General features: G+C 72.5%; 13 protein-coding genes, 1 tRNA gene and 1 pseudogene. 4 read left to right on the forward strand and 11 right to left on the reverse strand.

Annotated features, from left to right (window positions below; translation table 11 throughout):
* Positions 1-2: 2 nt before the first annotated feature.
* Entirely contained in the window at positions 3-419 is a 417-nt protein-coding gene (locus tag PT931_RS22370; protein WP_456247719.1) for a roadblock/LC7 domain-containing protein, read from the reverse strand.
* Positions 420-459: 40 nt separating this feature from the next.
* Positions 460-2,784: a nitrate- and nitrite sensing domain-containing protein gene (locus tag PT931_RS22375; protein WP_456247720.1), complete on the reverse strand. Its 2,325-nt coding sequence runs from the start codon at positions 2,782-2,784 to the stop codon at positions 460-462.
* Between the two features lie 356 nt (positions 2,785-3,140).
* Here PT931_RS22375 and PT931_RS22380 point away from each other — a divergent pair, with 356 nt between their 5' ends.
* Positions 3,141-4,565 (forward strand): prenyltransferase, encoded by a 1,425-nt coding sequence (locus tag PT931_RS22380; RefSeq protein ID WP_456247721.1) that lies wholly within the window; start codon positions 3,141-3,143, stop codon positions 4,563-4,565.
* On the opposite strand, the gene PT931_RS22385 is transcribed toward PT931_RS22380, so the two are convergent.
* Positions 4,562-5,917: a cytochrome P450 gene (locus tag PT931_RS22385; RefSeq protein WP_456247722.1), complete on the reverse strand. Its 1,356-nt coding sequence runs from the start codon at positions 5,915-5,917 to the stop codon at positions 4,562-4,564. The two genes, PT931_RS22380 and PT931_RS22385, sit on opposite strands and share 4 nt — an antisense overlap.
* Before the next feature lie 458 nt (positions 5,918-6,375).
* On the opposite strand from PT931_RS22385, the gene PT931_RS22390 reads away from it, so the two are divergent.
* Complete coding sequence (locus PT931_RS22390; RefSeq protein ID WP_456247723.1) at positions 6,376-6,771, forward strand: hypothetical protein; 396 nt, start codon at positions 6,376-6,378, stop codon at positions 6,769-6,771.
* On the opposite strand, the gene PT931_RS22395 is transcribed toward PT931_RS22390, so the two are convergent.
* On the reverse strand, positions 6,768-7,679 hold the full coding sequence (locus PT931_RS22395) for a hypothetical protein (protein WP_456247724.1): 912 nt from the start codon (positions 7,677-7,679) through the stop codon (positions 6,768-6,770). The genes PT931_RS22390 and PT931_RS22395 overlap by 4 nt on opposite strands.
* Before the next feature lie 385 nt (positions 7,680-8,064).
* Between PT931_RS22395 and PT931_RS22400 the strand changes: the two genes are divergently transcribed.
* Positions 8,065-8,137 (forward strand) — tRNA-Cys (locus PT931_RS22400).
* A 119-nt stretch (positions 8,138-8,256) separates the two neighbouring features.
* Entirely contained in the window at positions 8,257-9,828 is a 1,572-nt protein-coding gene (locus tag PT931_RS22405; protein WP_456247725.1) for an NAD(P)-binding domain-containing protein, read from the forward strand.
* A 102-nt stretch (positions 9,829-9,930) separates the two neighbouring features.
* On the opposite strand, the gene PT931_RS22410 is transcribed toward PT931_RS22405, so the two are convergent.
* From PT931_RS22410 to PT931_RS22440, 7 genes and pseudogenes are all read right to left on the reverse strand, one after another.
* Positions 9,931-10,530, reverse strand: a complete 600-nt coding sequence (locus tag PT931_RS22410; protein WP_456247749.1) for a nitroreductase family protein — start codon at positions 10,528-10,530, stop codon at positions 9,931-9,933.
* Between the two features lie 308 nt (positions 10,531-10,838).
* Positions 10,839-11,945, reverse strand: coding sequence for a carboxylate-amine ligase (locus PT931_RS22415; protein ID WP_456247726.1), 1,107 nt, complete (start codon positions 11,943-11,945; stop codon positions 10,839-10,841).
* 103 nt (positions 11,946-12,048) lie between these two features.
* Positions 12,049-13,179 (reverse strand): M20/M25/M40 family metallo-hydrolase, encoded by a 1,131-nt coding sequence (locus PT931_RS22420; protein ID WP_456247727.1) that lies wholly within the window; start codon positions 13,177-13,179, stop codon positions 12,049-12,051.
* 278 nt (positions 13,180-13,457) lie between these two features.
* Positions 13,458-14,489 (reverse strand): methyltransferase, encoded by a 1,032-nt coding sequence (locus PT931_RS22425; RefSeq protein WP_456247728.1) that lies wholly within the window; start codon positions 14,487-14,489, stop codon positions 13,458-13,460.
* 73 nt (positions 14,490-14,562) lie between these two features.
* A complete protein-coding gene (locus PT931_RS22430) occupies positions 14,563-15,141 on the reverse strand; it encodes a LuxR C-terminal-related transcriptional regulator (RefSeq protein WP_456247750.1) in 579 nt (192 codons plus the stop codon).
* A pseudogene (locus PT931_RS22435) lies at positions 15,115-15,531 on the reverse strand (response regulator); the annotation flags it as partial. The gene PT931_RS22430 and the pseudogene PT931_RS22435, both read right to left, overlap by 27 nt.
* Entirely contained in the window at positions 15,528-16,994 is a 1,467-nt protein-coding gene (locus PT931_RS22440) for an ATP-binding protein (protein ID WP_456247729.1), read from the reverse strand. The gene PT931_RS22440 and the pseudogene PT931_RS22435, both read right to left, overlap by 4 nt.
* Between the last annotated feature and the right edge of the window lie 14 nt (positions 16,995-17,008).

A 17,008-nucleotide genomic window follows, 5' to 3' on the forward strand; every position in this document is an offset into this window, starting at 1 on the left:
GGTCAGACCTCAGCCACGACGGTGGTCCGCGACGGGGTGGCCAGGTACTGACCGACCCGGGCGACCAGCATGGCCATCTCGTAGGCGATGAGACCGATGTCGGCGTCCTCGGTGCCGAGGACGGCCAGGCAGGCCCCGTGCCCCGCGGCGATCACGAACAGGAAGGCCGAGTCCATCTCGATGATGGTCTGGCGCACCGAGCCGCCGCCGAAGTGCCGCCCCGCGCCCCGCGCGAGGCTCTGGAACCCGGCCGCGACGGCCGCCAGGTGGTCGGCGTCCTCACGGTCGAGTCCACTGGACGCGGCGATCAGCAGCCCGTCCGCCGACAGGACCGCCGCCTGCCGGGCGTGTGCCACCCGTTCGACCAGGTCGTCGAGCAGCCAGGCGAGATCCCGCACCGTACTCGTCTTCTGTGCCATGTTTCTCCCCAGGAGGCCCCGGTGGTCCCGGGGTGCGGTTCTAACTGGTGGGCTGGTCGACCTCGGCGGGCGGGGCCGGGGTCTCCGGTGTCTTCTCCGCCTCGCGACGGCCCCGGCGGGTGGCCCGCTGGTAGGAACCGATCATCGAGCGGATCTCTTCGGGTGCTCGACCCGTCGGCTCCGCGACCGGAGCGACGACGGGGGCGGGTTGCTCCCGCAGCGGGGCGGCCAGGCTGGCCTGGCGGACCCGGCGGGGCAGCCCCGACGGTGTGGACTCTGGCACCTCCGGCTCGCCTCCCTGGGACTCGGGGGTGTCGGGCTGCTGGTGGACGTCGATGTCCGGTTCGGGACCCCGGTCGGGCAGGATCGGCCCGCGCGGGGCGGGGACGACCTCCAGGGTCCGGTGCGGGGTCCGGACCGGGCGCGGCCCGGGCACGATCCGCACGGGTTCGACCACGGACGGGCTCGTGGCCGGCTCGTCCGGGCTGTCCACGACGAGGGACGTGGGGACGAGGACGATCGCGGTCGTGCCGCCGTACGGCGAGTCGCGGAGCCTGACCTGGATGTCGTGCCGGCCGGCGAGCTTGCCGACCACGTACAGGCCGAGGTGCGCGCTGCCGGTCAGCTTGAACTCCGGCGGGTTCTTCATCCGCTCGTTGGCCGCCTCCATGTCCTCGGGGCTGACCCCGAGGCCACGGTCCTCGACCTCGATCACGAAACCGTTCGCGACCCGCTGGCCGGTGACCTGCACCGGGGTGTCCGGCGGGGAGTAGGCGGTGGCGTTCTCGATCAGCTCGGCGAGCAGGTGGATCACGTCGCCGACGGCGCGGCCGGCCAGGGCCACCGGGCCGATCGGCAGGACCCGGACCCGTTCGTAGTCCTCGACCTCGGCGAGCGCGCCGCGGACGACGTCCATCAGCGGGACGGGGTTGCGCCAGCCGCGGCCGGCGGTGGCCCCCGACAGGACGATCAGGTTCTCGGCGTTGCGGCGCATCCGGGTGGCGAGGTGGTCGACCCGGAACAGGTCGGCCAGCTCCTCCGGGCTGTTCTTCTCGCGCCGCTCCATCACGTCGAGGAGCTTGAGCTGGCGGTGCACCAGTGCCTGGGTCCGCCGGGCGAGGCTGAGGAACACGTCGCGGACACCCTGGCGGAGCGCGGCCTGTTCGACGGCGGTCTCGACGGCGGTCTGCTGGACGGAGTTGAACGCGCGGCTGAGCGCCCCGATCTCGTCGTCACCGGTGGGCAGCGGCGGGGCCTCGACGGAGACGTCGACCTCCTCGCCGCGCCGGAGCCGCTCGACCACGCCCGGCAGCCGGGTGGTGGACAGCTCCCAGGCGGCCTCGCGGAGCCGGGTGAGCTGGGCGGCGAGGGTACGGGCCGTGGTGATGGAGATGACGATGGAGGCGATGACGGCGATCAGGCCGAGGCCGCCGGCGAGCAGCAGCCGGATGATGACGCCGACGGCGGCGGGCTTGGCGATCTCCACCAGGTCGTCGGAGGCGCCGAGTTCCAGGGTCCGCAGGTCCGCGATCGCCTGGTCGGTGGTCGCCTTCCAGGCCGCGGCCTCGACCGGCGGCGCGACACCGACCTTGCCCTTCTCGATGACCCGGTCCTCGAGGGCCTTCAGCGTGCTCAGGCCCTGCTCCGCGGCGAGCTTCTCGAAGGCGGCGCGGTGCTTGGGCGTCAACTCCGCTGCGGCCTCGGCGAACAGGAAGCGCTGGGTACCGGAGAGCACGATGAACTGCTGGTGTTCCGTCCCGCCGAACTTCCCGGCGGCGATGACTCCGGCCAGCAGGGCGTCCTCCTGGGAGAGGACCTCACGCGCGTGGCTCAGGGCGATCAGGGTCCGGGCCTGCTTGGCGATCTCCTGGTCGTCGAGACTGGCGATCGAGCCGTAGATCCGGAAGCCGGCGGAGATCATGTCGCCGTACGCCGTGGCGGCCCGCCCCCGGTCGATGCTGCTGGCGTCGATCGCGTCCCGGGTGCCCTGCAGGCTTTCGAGCCCCTTGAACGTCTCGTCGATGCGCTGCTGGAGCGCGGTGCTCGCGGCGCCCCGGACGTCGCTGCCACCCGCGAGCTTGGTGAAGGTGTCACGCGCCTCGTTGGTCCGCGTCCGCTGGGCGGTGAGGGCGGACCGCTGATCCGCGCTGCCGTTGCCCAGGTACACGACGGACAACCGGCGTTCCTGCTGTAGTTGGGAGACGAGTGCGTCGGTGGGCTTCCCCAGACCATCGCTCAGAGTGCTGACGTTCAGCAGGCCCAGACCTTCCCGCAACGTCACGCTGGCGGCGAACGCCCACAGCGCGAAAAGCGAGAGGAGCAGTGCCACGACCTTGGTCCGCACCCGCGTACTGCGGAACTTCATCCCACCATCCCGACGAAGTCGACATTATTGCGCTTATCAGCCGGGGAGACGATATCAGTGGGACAAGTGTCAGCCAAGGCAACACCCCACGAATCCATTATGGACCGCCGGCACGTCACGGTCAGAGCCATGTCACAGACATGATCGACTTGAGTAAATTAGCTGGTCGCTGACAGAAGAAAATCAGAATGAGACTTAGGTCACTCCCCCTTGGAACACGTGGCGCTACCCACACCGGACAGAAAGATACTTCACCCTTGTTCGGTACAAGCCGGGTGTGCCAAACTCACTCTGTCCACAACAGATCACTACTGTCAGTGACATTGATGGCTTCTGGTCCCCGAGAGGCGTCCGCCGTGCCCCACGCAGACATGCTGCTGACCACGATGATGACCGACGGTAGTCGGGTGTCCACGTCGGTCTACGACACCTCCCGACTCGTCTCGCTCCTCCCCCGGCTCGCCGGCCACCAGGCCAGGGTGGACTTCCTGCTCCGCGGCCAGGCCCCGGACGGCTCCTGGGGCCAGGCCGACGGCTACGGGTACGTGCCCACGCTCAGTGCCGTCGAGAGCCTGCTCGCGGCCGGTCACCCCGGGCCGGCCCGGCGCGGACTGGACCGGCTGCGGTCGTGGCTGGCCGCCGACGTGGCGCCCGCCGACACCATCGCGGTCGAACTCGTGGTGCCGGCCCTGACCGCCGACGTCAACGCCCGGCTGCCCGCGGCGGAGCGGCTCGGCCTGCCCCGCGGCATCGAGGAGAAGTCGTTGCTGCGGCTGCGGGACAGGATCGACCAGGGCCACCACGCGCCCGTGAAACTGTGGGCCTCGCTGGAGGTGCTCGGCGCCGCGGCCGGGCGCTGCGGCGCGGAACCCTCCCAGGGCGCGGTCGCCGGCTCCCCCGCCGCGACGGCGGCCTGGCTCGGGCCCGACGGCGACCCCGACGGACCGTCCGCCCGCTATCTGCACGCGATCCAGGACGCGGCCGGCGGCCCGGTCCCCGGCGTCACCCCGATCACCTTCTTCGAACGGTCCTGGGTGCTCAACAGCCTGGCCCTGACACCCGACCCCTACGTCGTGCCCGAGGAGCTCCTCGACAGTCTCGACGCGGCCCTCGGGGAGTACGGGGCGCCCGCCGCCGCCGGCCTGCCCTGCGACGCGGACGACACCGCCGCCGTGCTGCACGCGCTCACCGCGCACGGCAGGGTGCGCCGGCCCGACAGCCTGCTCGACTACCGCACGGACGGGTACTTCACCTGCTTCCCCGACGAGCGCAACCCGTCGATCAGCACCAACGCGCACGTCCTGGAGGCGCTCGGCGCGTACCTGGCGGCCCGGCCGGACGACGCGCCCCGGTTCGATGGCGCCCGCACGATGGTCACGGACTGGCTGCTGGCCACCCAGGACGCCGACGGCAGCTGGACCGACAAGTGGCACGCGTCCCCGTACTACGCGACGGCCTGCTGTGTCCTGGCCCTCGCCGCGTATGGCGGCCCGACCGCCACCGCCGCCGTGGCCGCCGCCGCCCGCTGGGTGGCCGGCGACCAGCGCCCGGACGGTTCGTGGGGGCGCTGGTCCGGCACCGTGGAGGAGACCGCGTACGCGGTGCAGGTCCTGGTGCGCTCCGGCGACCCGGCACACGCGGCGCACGTCGCCCGGGGCCGGACGTTCCTGGCGGAGAACGACGACCCGGGCGCGTATCCCGCGCTGTGGCACGCCAAGGACCTCTACGCCCCGGTCACCGTGATCCGCGCGGCCCGGCACGCGGCGCTCGTGATGCGCTAGTCCCGGGGGGTGAGCCTCAGGTCCACCCGGTTCCTGGGGCGCAGGGTGATCTCGGCGCGCGGGGCCAGGTCGTCCGGGTTGGTCACCGAGGGTGTGAAGTCCCGGAGCAGCCGGGCGATGATCAGCTGTCCCTCCATGAGGTACAGGTGCTCACCGAGGCACCGGTGCTCGCCCGCGCCGAACGGGATGTAGGCCATCCTGTGCCGCCCGGCGACCTGCGCGGCGGTGAACCGCTCGGGGTCGAACACCTCCGCGTCGGGCCAGAGACGCTCCATCCGGTGGGTCAGGTACGGGCTGGTCAGCACCGTGTCCCCCGGGCGGATCTCGACCCCGTCGATGACATCGGCGGTCACGGTGGCCCGGGGCAGGATCCAGCCGCCGGGGAACAGCCGGAGGATCTCCTGCAGGGACCGTCGGGCGTAGTCGAGCCGGGGAAGGTGTTCCAGGCCCGGGACGTCCTTCCCGACCGCCTGCCGGGTCTCCGTGAGCAGCCGCCCGGCCTCCTGGGGATAGGCCTCCAGGGTGGCCCACAGCCAGGTGAGCGCCAGCGCCGTGGTCTCGGTCCCGCCGACGAACAGCGTGACGATGTTGTCGCGGATCTCCCGTTCCGTGAGCGGTTCGTCGAGCTTCTGGCTGTCCCGGATCAGCCAGGACACGATGTCGTCCCCCTGGGAGTCACCGGCCATGGACTCCCGGACCAGCGGGAACATCACGTCGTCGACCTCGCGGACGGCCCGCATGAACCTGCCGTCGCCCGGCATCCGCACGGAGTTCGGCACGAACGGCATCAGCATCCGGGTACCGAGGGCGCCGAAGGCGGTGGCGATGGCGGCGCCCAGCCGGTCGGCGTCGGTGAGGGCGATCCGGTCGCCGAAGAACGCGCGGATCAACGCCCGGTGCACGATCCGGGTCATCTCCCGCAGGCCGTCGAGCTGCTCCCCCGCCGCCGCGCGCCCGCCGAGTTCGGTGACCGCCTCGTCGATCGCGACCGCCATGATCTCGACCAGCTTCTCGATCCGGCTGCGCTGGAAGAGCGGCGCCATCACGCTCCGGTTGCGCTTCCACGGTTCGCCGTGTCCCGTGAGGCCGGTGCCGTTGAGCCGGGTCATCGGCTTCCACATCATGCCGGTGCGGTCGTACCGGTCGCGCTCGGTGACGAAGATCCGCTGCACGTGGTCGGGGTCGGTCAGCAGCACCGCGCGGACCGGGCCGAGACGCAGCTCGCCGATCTCACCGTCGGGAACCTGCCGGCCGATGGCGGCGAAGAACTCCCGCGGTTGCTTCCGCAGCTGGTTGAGATTGCTCAGCACTCTGATCTTGCGGGCCTGGGTCTGCTTCAGGGCTCGTGTCATGGTCGCCGTCCCGGGTCTCGTCGTGTGCTCGGTAACCCGCCGCGTCCCCACGCCGCGGCGGGCGGTGTCGAAGCCTGTGCCTGTGCGGCGGGACGTGCGCCGGTACCGGCGCGCACCCGGTGGCCGGCGCGTCGCCTGTTCCTACCACCGGTACGCGGAGTTCTGTAACCACTTGTGACATTGGTCCTCCGCGCCCGATGCGGCGCGGTACACCGGTATCCGGACACACCCCCGGCCAGCCGGCGACTGTGCGCCAAAGCGTCGGTCACTGTCCGATCACGCTACAGACACGCTTGGCTGAGGCCAAGAGACAAAGGGGACCGGCGGGCGGACGACCACGGGCCCACAGCCTCGACACTGTGGACCCGCGGTCTTCGGGCCCGCGGGGAGCCCGTAGCGTCCAACGAGCGAGGGGCCGTCCGGGTTGCGCCCGGCCGACGGGCACTAGGGTGCGGGGCATGCGTACGCCCAGCTCGGTGGTCCTTGTTCCGCTCGTCCTCGCCGGGCTCGTCGGGTGCGGTCCCGCCGGGCCGGCCGCCCGGCCCACGCAGCGGGTGACCGCGAGCCCTGGTCCGAGCGCCGTGCCGTGCCCGAGTCACCCGGAGGTGCTCGCGGCGGCGAAGGCGGTCAACGGCAGCCTGCCCGCCGGCGCGGAGGTCCGGACCGGCAGCCTGGTGTGCGAGGCCGGCTGGGCGGTCGGGTCGCTGGACTCCGAGGTCGGGCCGGTGCAGATCCTGGTGCGCCTGGTCGACGGCGCGTGGCGGGGCGTGGTGCTCGGCAGCGGCTCGCTGTGCGACGTACCCGAGATGGCGCAGGTCCCCACGACCCTCAAGGCCCGCCTGTACTGCGACTAGGCCCGTCTGCGGTAGTTGGCCCGCCGGTGCGCCCGCCGGGGCGCGGTGTGCCCGACCGGGCCGGCCGCCCGGCGCAGGGTGCCCTCGGCCAGGGCGACGTCGCCGCCCGGCAGGCCGCAGGACAGCAGAACGGTGACCTCGTCGGCCCGGGAGCCGACCGGGGCGCGGCCGGCGACGAGGTCCGCGAGGTCCTCCGGCTCCACGGTCGAGCCGAGGGCCCGGAGGTGGGCCCGGGCCAGCGCGGGCGCGTCGGTGACGGTGCGGTCCGCGCGGGCGAGGAGGGCCGGGAGCCAGGCCGGGGTGTCCGCCGCGCCGCCCCGGGCCACCGGGCTGAGGCTGACGTGGGTACCCGGGGAGAGCCACGCCGGGTCGAGTGCCGGCCCGTCCGCCGCCGCGACGACGAGCCGCGCGCCCCGGACCGCGGCCGCCGGATCCCGGACCCCGACGAGAGCGAGGCCCAGTTCCTGCCGCGCCCGGGTGACGAAGGCGTCGGAGTCGGGCCCGTGCACCAGGATCTCCGTCGGCCGGAGCCGGGCGGCCAGGAAGCGCAGCTGCGCGAACGCCCGGCGGCCGGCGCCCAGGACGGTCAGTCGGTGCGGGCGGGTCGCCATCAGGTGTTCGGCCGCGAGCACCGAGGTCGCTGCGGCCCGCAGGTCGCCGAGTCCGGCGCCGACGACCAGCCCGGTGACCGCGCCGGTGAGGTCGTCGAACACGATCCTGGCCAGCGGGCCGTCTCCCGCCAGGCCGGCGGCGAGGAACCTGCCGGCCGGGGTGCTGCCGTGGTGCAGGGCCGCCGCGGCCAGCCGCTCCGCGGGCCCGGGGGCCAGGAACGCGTGCCGCAGGAGCCGGACCGCCTCGTCGACGGGCAGCAGCCGGTCGAGCTGCGCGTCGGTGGTGATGTGCCGCATGACCTGACCTCCTCCGCGTCCACTGTGCACTCCCGCCCGACCCTAATTCGTCTCCCATCGTGCGCCATCCCGCGTACGCGCGACTTTTCGATATTGCTCGCCGAACACCATTGCGTACCCATAATCGTGGCGGTATTGTTCTGGCTATCCGCAGGACGAGTAGAGAATGGTGACCACGATGGACCGGACGGCCCGCATGACCGGCGAGGCGCACAACGCGCTCGCACTGGTCGCTGAGCTGCACGGTTGTCGCTGTTGTCTGCCCCTCCGGGAGCCGTCGACGACATAGGGAGACCTGTGCCGACCACCGCCCCGGAATTGTTCCGAGGCGGTTTTTTCATGTGTTCGACAATGCGCTATTCAGCGTGCAATAAAACAATTCCCCGACAGGGTGGCCGAGCGGCTAAGGCACCAGTCTGCAAAACTGGAGATCGCGGGTTCGAGTCCCGTCCCTGTCTCGATCGACCATCCGGCCCGGCGGCGAGGGGGCCTGCCGGCCGGGTGGTCGTCGCCGTACTGTGTCCGGACTACGTGCGGCGCGTTGACACGTGCGGAAACATCCGCGATCGTCGCTGTCATGTCACGCGATGACGGAACCACGGACCACGAATTCCACCAGTACATCATTGTCGGCGCGGGCCCGGCGGGTGTGCAGCTGAGCTACTACCTTCACCAGACCGGCAGCGACTACGTCACCCTGGAACGGACCGACGCCCCGGCGGAGTTCTTCCGGGTCTACCCCCGCCACCGCAAACTGATCTCGCTGAACAAGGTGCACACCCACAGTTCCGACCCGGAGATCCGGCTGCGCTGGGACTGGAACTCGTTGCTGCACGAACCCGCGGACCTGCTGTTCCCGACCCGGTACAGCACCGACTACTTCCCGCACGCCGACGACATCGTGCGGTACCTGGCCGACTTCCAGAAGTACCACCAGCTCAACGTCCGGTTCGGGGTGGACGTCGAGCGGGTCGAGCGGATCGAGGGCGGCGGGTTCCTCGTGCACACCGCCGGCCGGGTGCTGCGCTGCGAGTGCCTGGTCATGGCCAGCGGCTGGGGCAGGCCCAACATCCCGCAGATCAAGGGCATCGAACACGCCGTCGGGTACGAGGTGATGGAGACCGACCCCGCGAAGTACGACGACAAGCGGGTCATGATCATCGGCAAGGGCAACTCGGCGTTCGAGACCGCGTCGGCGATCCTCGGGCACGCCGCGATGGTGCACCTGGCCAGCCCCCGGCCCCTGCGGCTGGCCTGGAACACCAAGCACCCCGGCGACGTGCGCGGCCAGTTCGGTGCGGTGCTGGACAGCTACCAGTTCAAGACCCTGCACTCGGTGCTGGACTGCGTCATCGACGAGATCCGGCCCGTCGGCGACCACTTCGAGGTCGACATCACCTACACGCACGCCGACGGCGAGACGGCGACCCTGGAGTACGAGGCGGTGCTGCGGTGCACCGGCTTCGCCATGGACACCTCCGTGTTCGACCCCGGGTGCCAGCCGGAACTGGTGGCCAGCGGGCGGATGCCCACCACCGGACCCGACTGGCAGTCCACGAACGTCGACGGGCTGTACTTCGCCGGTACCCTCGCCCAGGCGCGCGACTTCAAGAAGGCGTCCTCGGCGTTCATCGACGGGTTCCGGTACAACCTGCGGACCCTGACCCGGCTGCTCCGGGAACGGTACGAGGACGTGCCCCTCGCCCCCGACGTGCTGGCCGCCGACCCGGACGCGCTCACCACGCTCGTCCTCGACCGGGTCAACTGGAGCTCGGCGCTGTGGACCCAGTTCGAGTTCCTCTGCGACGCGCTCGTGGTGGACGAGGCCACCGGCGAGGTCCGGCACCACGTCGACCTGCCCGAGGACTACGTCGCCGCCCGGTTCGCCGACGAGCCGCACGTCTACGCGTTCTCGCTGCGCTGGGGCCGCGACGAGTACGGGGACGTGTTCGCCATCGAACGGCACCCCGAACCGGACCGGGCCAAGGAGAGCGCGTTCATCCACCCGGTGATCCGCCGGTACTCGCACGGCAAGCTCGTCACCGAGAAGCACCTGCTGGAGGACCTGCTGGCGGAGTGGCGGCGGCAGGACCGGCATGTGGACCCGCTGCGGGCGTTCTTCGCGGAACAACTGGCGGGCGGGAGCTGAGGCGCGGCCCCGTCCCGCCGGTGCGGGCCGGCGGGACTGGGTGGCGGGCGCGGACCCACGTCGCACGGGCGAGCGGTCGGGCCGGGCGGTCGGCGGGGTTCGTCACCGCCGGACCAGTACCTCGCTGAGGGCCTTGCGGTGCAGGTCGGGGACCGTCGCGTCCTCGGCCGGGTAGCCGACCGGCATCACGGCGAACGCCCGCTCCTCCGGCGGCCGGCCGCACACCTCGTTGAGGAACCGCATCGGCACCGGGGTGTGGGTCAGCGTCGCCAGGCCGGCGTGGTGCAGCGCGGCGATCAGGAGTCCGACGGCGATGCCGACGGACTCCTTCGCGTAGTACGGCTTCGGGGTGCTGGGGCCCTGGTGCACCTCGAACACGACGATCACGACCGGGGCGACCTCCAGGAACGGCTTCTGCCAGTCCGTACCCATCGGGGCCACCGCGTCCAGCCAGTCCGGGGTCGCCCGCCGGCCGTAGAACTCGCGCTCCTCCGCCTCCGCCGCCAGCCGGAGTTGGCGCTTGCGGTCCCGGTCGGTCATCACGACGAACCGCCAGGGCTGCAGGTTCGCCCCGCTCGGCGCGGTGGACGCCGCACGGACGGCCTGGTCGATGACCTCCAGGGGCACCGGCGCGGAAGAGAACTCCCGGACGGACCTGCGGGCGGCCATCCGGTCGGCGAACGCCCGGGCCGTGGCGATCATGTCCGGTGGGGTCTGGCGGGGGATCTCGTAGTGGGCTGTGGCGACGACGCTGTGCATGGGACGCCTCCCGTCGAGGTGGGACTCGAAATCCAGCGTCGCGCACGGTCGGGCTGTCCGGATCCTCCAGAATGCTCAGTCCTCGCGGAGGGCACGACCGGAGTCGGGGCGGGCCCGCAGCGGGGGTGACGGGCCGTCGCGCCGACGGTCCGCGCCGGGCACCGCGGGGCGACGGGCGCACCTCGGAGCCGTGTGGGCCGGGCGGCACAGTCGGGCGGGAACCGTGCGGGGCGCGTACCCCGATAGAGGGTCTATGGAGCTGTGTGGGTCACCAGGAGGTCGACGGCGGCGTTCAGGTCGCCCGTGGCGTCGACGGCCGCGCGTTGCCGGGCCGCGCCCGTGCCGCCGTCGAGCAGCCGCCGCAGCCAGCCGGACACCAGGTCCAGGTCGCCGTTGGCCTCCAGCACCGGGCGCACCGTCTCGAACAGCCGCTCCACCTGCTCGACCGCCGGCACCAGCAGCCCCGTGCGCACGTCCAGCCCGTGGCCGTCCAGCCCGTCGCGGGCCGCCTGCCAGTAGGCCACCCGCAGCAGCTCCGCCCGGATCTCCGGCCCGTCGTCGCCCCGGTCCACGGCGTCGCCGACGTGCACGACGAGCGCGCGGACCAGCGCCGCGTACAGCGCGGACTCCTCCGCCGTGATCGGCACGTCGGCCACCCGGATCTCCAGGGTCGGATGGTTCGCCGACGGCCGGATGTCCCAGAACAGGGTGCCGATGTCGACCAGCGTGCCGGCGGTCAGGAACGTCTCGACCATGCCATCGAAGTGCGCGGCGGACGTGAAGAACGGCGGCGGGCCCGCGACCGGCCAGCGGGGCCAGACCATGGTGCGCCAGCTCGCGTACCCGCTGTCGCGGCCCTCCCAGAACGGCGAGTTCGCGGTCAGCGTGACCAGCACCGGCAGGTACGGCCGCAGGTGGTTGCTGACCCGCACCGCGCGCTCCCGGTCCGGCATCTCCACGTGCACGTGCACCGCGCAGATGGCCTGCTCGTCGTGCAGCCCCCGGTACTTCGCGATGCCCCGGTCCTGGCGCGCGCCCTCGGTGATCGGCGGCGGCACCGTACCCGCCAGCACCGACGACCCCGTCGCCACCACCCGCACGCCCTCCGCCGCGGCGCTGACACCCAGCACGGCCCGGGCCTCGGTGAGCTGGGCGTGCAGCTCCTTGACCGACCCGCACGGATCGGTCCTGGTCTCCAGCTGCATCTTCGTCAGCTCGCCGGACACCCGCGCGCCGAGCCGCTCCCGGGCCCGGCGGATGACCGCCTCCGCGTGCGGCAGCACGACCCGGGTCACCGGGTCGACGACCAGGAACTCCTCCTCGACCCCGAACCGGGGACCCCGCAGAGGCTCGTCCATCCAGCCAGCCACCTTCGCGTCGGCGTTCCGCCGGTGGAGGCCCGGCCCGGCGACAGGTTACTGTCCCCGGGCCGGCGATCCGGCACGACACGCCCTTCCGCGCTCAGTTCCTTTGTGGAGGATCGAGGACGCTCTCCACGAGACCGGCCAGGAGCGCCGCCCGGTCCGGCATCTGGGAGACGTCCACCCACTCGTCGCGCGCGTGCGAACCACCGCCGACCCCGCCCAGCCCGCACAGCGTCGGCACGCCCAGACCGCCGGTGAAATTGGCGTCCGACGCCCCCGGAGCGGACACCCCGTCGACCGGGGTCAGCCCCATCTCCTTCGCCGCGTGCTGCGCCAACTCGAACAGCTGCCCCGACACCGAATGCTGCAACGGGTACCGGTTGATGCCGCCCCCGAACGACAGCGTCGCCCCCGGCAGCCGCGTGGTCAGCCCCCGGATCAGCCCGTCCACCCGGTCGAGCTCCTCGCGGGTCCACGCGCGGACGTCGACGCAGAACACGGCCGTCTCGGGCACCACGTTCGTCATCGTGCCCGAGGTGAACAGCGTGGGCGTCACACTGGTGCCGTCGCCCGCGAACTCCCGCACCGCCAGCACGTGGTACGCGGCCTCCACCGAGGCGTTGACCCCCCGGTGCGGTTCGACCCCCGCGTGCGCCGCCCGGCCGTGCACGGTGATCCGGTACATCGAACCGCCCTTGCGGGCGACCTTCAGAGCCCCTTCCTCGGTACTGGGCTCCCCCACCAGCACCGCGCCCGACCGGGCCGCCTGCGCCTCGATCAACGGCCGCGACGCCGGGGAGCCGGTCTCCTCGTCACAGGTCAGCAGCAGGCCCACCCGGGACGTGTCCCCGAGCAGCTCCAGGGCGGTGAGCATCTGCACGATGCCGGCCTTCATGTCGGCGACACCGGGACCGGTGGCGCGGTCGCCGTTCAGGGTGAAGGGCCAGTCCTCGTGGGTACCGGCCGGCCAGACCGTGTCGTAGTGGCCCAGGAGGAGGACGGCTTGATCCTCCGCCTCCCAGAGCAGGTGGGGGAGGCCGTCGAGGAGGATGCGTTCGGCGGGGCGGCCGAGGGCGGCCGTGCCCCACTCTTCGAGCAGATCCGCGCACGCGGCCAGCTCAACCGGGCTCTCCGGGGGCGACTCGCGCGCCACCAGCTCCCGCAGTCGGTCCACCATGAGTGCGGCCCGCTCCTGTGCGGCGAGCCGGATCGCTTCGAGTCTTGTCACCGTTTCAGGGTCTCGCCGGGTGGGGGGTGTTGCCATCCTTCATCGTGCTTGATCGGGTGGAATCGGGCGGCGCCCGGTGGGGCTGCGGTGGTGCCTTGCTCCCGGGCGGGTCAGGGGATGACCGGGGCCCTAGGCGTGTCGGAGTGGCCGGGGCCGTGCCCCTGGCGCTCAGCGATGGGCCGGGGGCGTGCACCTAGGCGTGTCAGACGTGGCCGGGGTGTGGCCCTGGGTGAGGTGGCCGAGGTTGTGGCCCCGGCCACCTCACTCCGGGACCGGGTTCAGGGCTTCGTGCCGAGTACCAGCCCGTTGGCCGCCGGGGCCTCGAACCGCACGGTGCGCACGTCGGTGAACCCGGCCTCCCGCAGCCAGTCCCCGTACTCCCCCGCCGTGTAGTTGCGGCCCTCCCGGGTGTTGGCGACCATGGCCACGTCCATCAGGGCGGCCGGCAGCGGCCCGGTACGGTCGTCGTCCACGAGCAGTTCAGCCACCATGACCGTGCCGCCGGAGGGCAGCGCCGCGAACGCCTTGTTCAGGAGCGTCCGGTTCTCCTGCGCCGACCAGTCGTGCAGGATCATCGAGAACAGCACGGCGTCGTGCCCGCCGGGCAGGGCCTCGTCCTTGAAGAAGTCGCCGGGGTGTACGGACACCCGGTGCGCGAGTCCCTCCTGCGCGATGCGCTTCTGGGTCATCTCGCACACGGCGGCCAGGTCGTACACGGTGGCGTGCAGGTCCGGGTAGTGCCGGCAGAGTTCGATGTCGTGGGCACCCACCCCGCCGCCGACGTCGAGGATCCGGCGCACCCCCGAGAAGTCGTAGGCCCGGGCCATCTCCCGCGTCGTGTACGCCGACATCGCGTACATCCCCTGCCAGAACCGCTGTTTGAACGTCGAGTCGTCCTGGTCGAAGATGGTGTCGGTGGCCTCGTCGTCCCAGGTGGACGGGCGGTTGTTCCGGATCGCCCCGCCGAGGCGCATCCAGCCGGCGTAGTGGTGGTCGAACAGGGCCACGGCGGGCCCGAAGTAGTAGGGCTTGCCCTCCACCAGGTACTCGGCGGAGAACGGGGTCAGCCGGCACTCGCCGCCGGCGAACTCCAGCAGGCCCAGGGCGGTGCAGGTGGTCACCACCGCCTCGGCCGGCCGATGGGCGATGTCACAGAGTCGGGCCAGCTCGGCCAGGGCCATGGGCCGGCCGTCCGACAGATGCTCGAAGACGCCGATCTCGTGGGCCACAGCGACCGTCTTGGCTGCCCAGACGCCCTGCATGAGACCCATGAGCACCATGGGGGTACCGATGTCCGCACTCGTCGTCACGACGGGATTTCCTCTCGATAGACCACCGCCACTATGGACCAGAGGAGCCCGCCGACGGAAATCCACAAGGGACTCACAGGGTCGCGTGACCACCCGCCCAGGCCCATGCCGCGATGCCCACACGGTTGGCCACGCCGAGTTTGCGCTGGACGCTCGCGATGTGGTTCTTCACCGTCCCGGGACTGAGAAAGAGGTCCGCGGCGATCTCGGCGTTGGTGCCGCCGTTGGCAACGAGGCGGACCACGTCGAGTTCGCGGATCGTGAGCGGTTCGGCCGGTTCCGGGTTCGGGGCACGGACCAGGAACGGCCTCGGCGGTGACGCGGCGCCTCCGAGGCCGGCCTGTGGGGCACCGGCACCGCCGAGGTCGACCTGTCCGGCACCCGCGCCGCCGAGGTCGGCCTCTCGGGCGCCCGCGCCTTCGAGGTCGGCCCTGCGGGCCCCGGCGCGTCCAGTCTCGGCCGTGCGTGCGTCGGCGCCTCCAGGGCCGGCCCTGCGGGCATCGGCGTCTCCAGGACCGGCCCTGCGGACATCGGCGCCGCCGGGGTCGGCCCTGCGTGTGTCGGCGCCGCCGGGGTCGGCCCAGCGTGTGTCGGCGCCGCCGGGGAGTCGGGAGCCGGTCGCGCCGAGCTGACTGAGCAGTCGGACGGTGATCTGCGGGCTGATGAGGGTGTCCCCCGCCACGGCGGCCCGGACGGCCTCCACGAGCAGCGCCGGGCCGGACCGTTTGAGAAGGAATCCGCAGGCCCCGCCCCGGAGAGCCGCGTGCACGTACTCGTCGAGGTCGAAGGTCGTCACCACCACCACGCGCAGCGGATCGGCCACCCCTGGACCGGCGAGGAGCCTGGTGACCTCCAGTCCGTCCAGCCCGGGCATCCGGATGTCGGCGAGCACGACGTCGGGGCGCAGCTCACGGGCGAGGGCGACCGCGGTCACGCCGTCGGGCGCCTCGGCCACCACCTCCATGTCGGGCTGAGAGTCGAGGATCATGCGAAAGGCGCTGCGGATACCCTCCTGGTCGTCGGCGAGGAGGATCCGGATCACAGGGGTCTTCCTTCCCAGGGCAGGCTGGCCGCGACCTGCCAGCCGGTGCGGGCGAACGAGGTGGTCGGGTGAGGGTTGCCCGCATTGTGCGGGTGTCCTGCGTGGTCGATCCCGGGGCCGTGGTCGGTCCCTGGACCGGGGCTGGGGCCTGGGCCTGGGCCGGGGCTGGGGCCTGGGCCGGGGCTGGGGCCTGGGCCGGGGCTGGGGCCTGGGCCGGGGCCGTTCCGCTGTCGGCCGCCGGGGAGGTGGGCGCGGCCGGTCTCACGACCGTCGGAATTCCCGCCTGGGCCGGAGGAAGCGCCTGGGCCGAAGGACTCCCGCTGGCCGTAGGCCTCCCGCTGGCTGGCGGACTCGTGTGGGGTCGAAGGGTCGGGCGGGCCGGCGGGTTTCGAGAGGTCGGAACGACGGAACGGTCCGGCGGTGAGGGTGCCGCCCAGCGCCTGGACCCGCTCCGTGAGGCCGGGCAGTCCCAGGCCGCTGTGGCGGGATCCGGGCGGGCCCGGGGTGCCGTCGTCGGTGACCGTCACCCTCAGCGCGGTGTCGTCGGTGGCGACGGCCACGGCGACCCGGGACGCCGTGGGGGCGTGTCTGCGGACGTTGGTCAGGGCCTCGGACACCACACGGTAGGCGGTCGACGCGAGCTCCCGGGGCACCCGCAACTCCGGATCCAGGCGCAGCTCGGCGCCGGGGAACCGCCCCACCAGGTCGTGGAGGTCCGCGAGTCCGGGTTGTGGCACCCGGGCCGCCGGGCCGGCGTGCAGCATGTGCACGGTGCGGTCCATGGAGGCCAGGGCGCGCAGCCCGGCCGACTCGATCCTCTCCAGCACCGCGAGAACCTGCGCGTCGCCGGTCGCCGCGAACCGGGCCGCCTGGGCCTGGGCGACGATCTCGCTCACGTCGTGGGCGACGAAGTCGTGCAGGTCATGGGCGAGATCCAAACGCTGCTCGCGGCGCGCCTCGGCGACCGCCCGCACCCGCCGGTCCTCCTGGTGCCGCAGGTAGGCGGCCGCCGTCGCCGGGACCAGGGCCAGCAACCCCCACAGCGCGACGCCGCCGGCCGTGTCGTGGACGGACTCGCCGACGTCGTAGCGCAGGAACGCCGAGGCGCCCGCGACACACAGCAGGCCTCCGCCGAGCCACGCCCCGCGCGGGGGCACCCAACGGACCACCGCGAAGACGAGGGCGAGCATCGCCGCCTGCTCCACCAGGGTCCACCGGGACTCCTGGTAGCCCGGGGGCACGTCGTAGCCGAGGGTGACGGCCAGCGAGATCACCGCGGCGACCGCGGCCGGCCACACGAGCCACGCCCGGTTGCCCGGCCAGCCCGCGATCGCGACGAGGACCGCGAGACCCGCCCCCAGGGCCGGCACGATGTTCAACGTCGCGGTGCCGTGCCACCCGTACAGCGCGCCGCCCAGGGCGACGGTGCCCAGGGCGGCGACCACCCGCACCCACCTGATCATGTGTCCAGCCTAGG

It is taken from the genome of Longispora urticae (assembly GCF_053902585.1).

Coding starts and splice junctions, on each gene's coding strand:
- PT931_RS22370 (WP_456247719.1), bottom strand. CDS start 419: ATGGCACAGAAGACGAGTACGGTGCGGGATCTCGCCTGGCTGCTCGAC.
- PT931_RS22375 (WP_456247720.1), bottom strand. CDS start 2,784: ATGAAGTTCCGCAGTACGCGGGTGCGGACCAAGGTCGTGGCACTGCTC.
- PT931_RS22385 (WP_456247722.1), bottom strand. CDS start 5,917: ATGACACGAGCCCTGAAGCAGACCCAGGCCCGCAAGATCAGAGTGCTG.
- PT931_RS22390 (WP_456247723.1), top strand. CDS start 6,376: ATGCGTACGCCCAGCTCGGTGGTCCTTGTTCCGCTCGTCCTCGCCGGG.
- PT931_RS22395 (WP_456247724.1), bottom strand. CDS start 7,679: ATGCGGCACATCACCACCGACGCGCAGCTCGACCGGCTGCTGCCCGTC.
- PT931_RS22405 (WP_456247725.1), top strand. CDS start 8,257: ATGTCACGCGATGACGGAACCACGGACCACGAATTCCACCAGTACATC.
- PT931_RS22410 (WP_456247749.1), bottom strand. CDS start 10,530: ATGATCGCCACGGCCCGGGCGTTCGCCGACCGGATGGCCGCCCGCAGG.
- PT931_RS22415 (WP_456247726.1), bottom strand. CDS start 11,945: ATGGACGAGCCTCTGCGGGGTCCCCGGTTCGGGGTCGAGGAGGAGTTC.
- PT931_RS22440 (WP_456247729.1), bottom strand. CDS start 16,994: ATGATCAGGTGGGTGCGGGTGGTCGCCGCCCTGGGCACCGTCGCCCTG.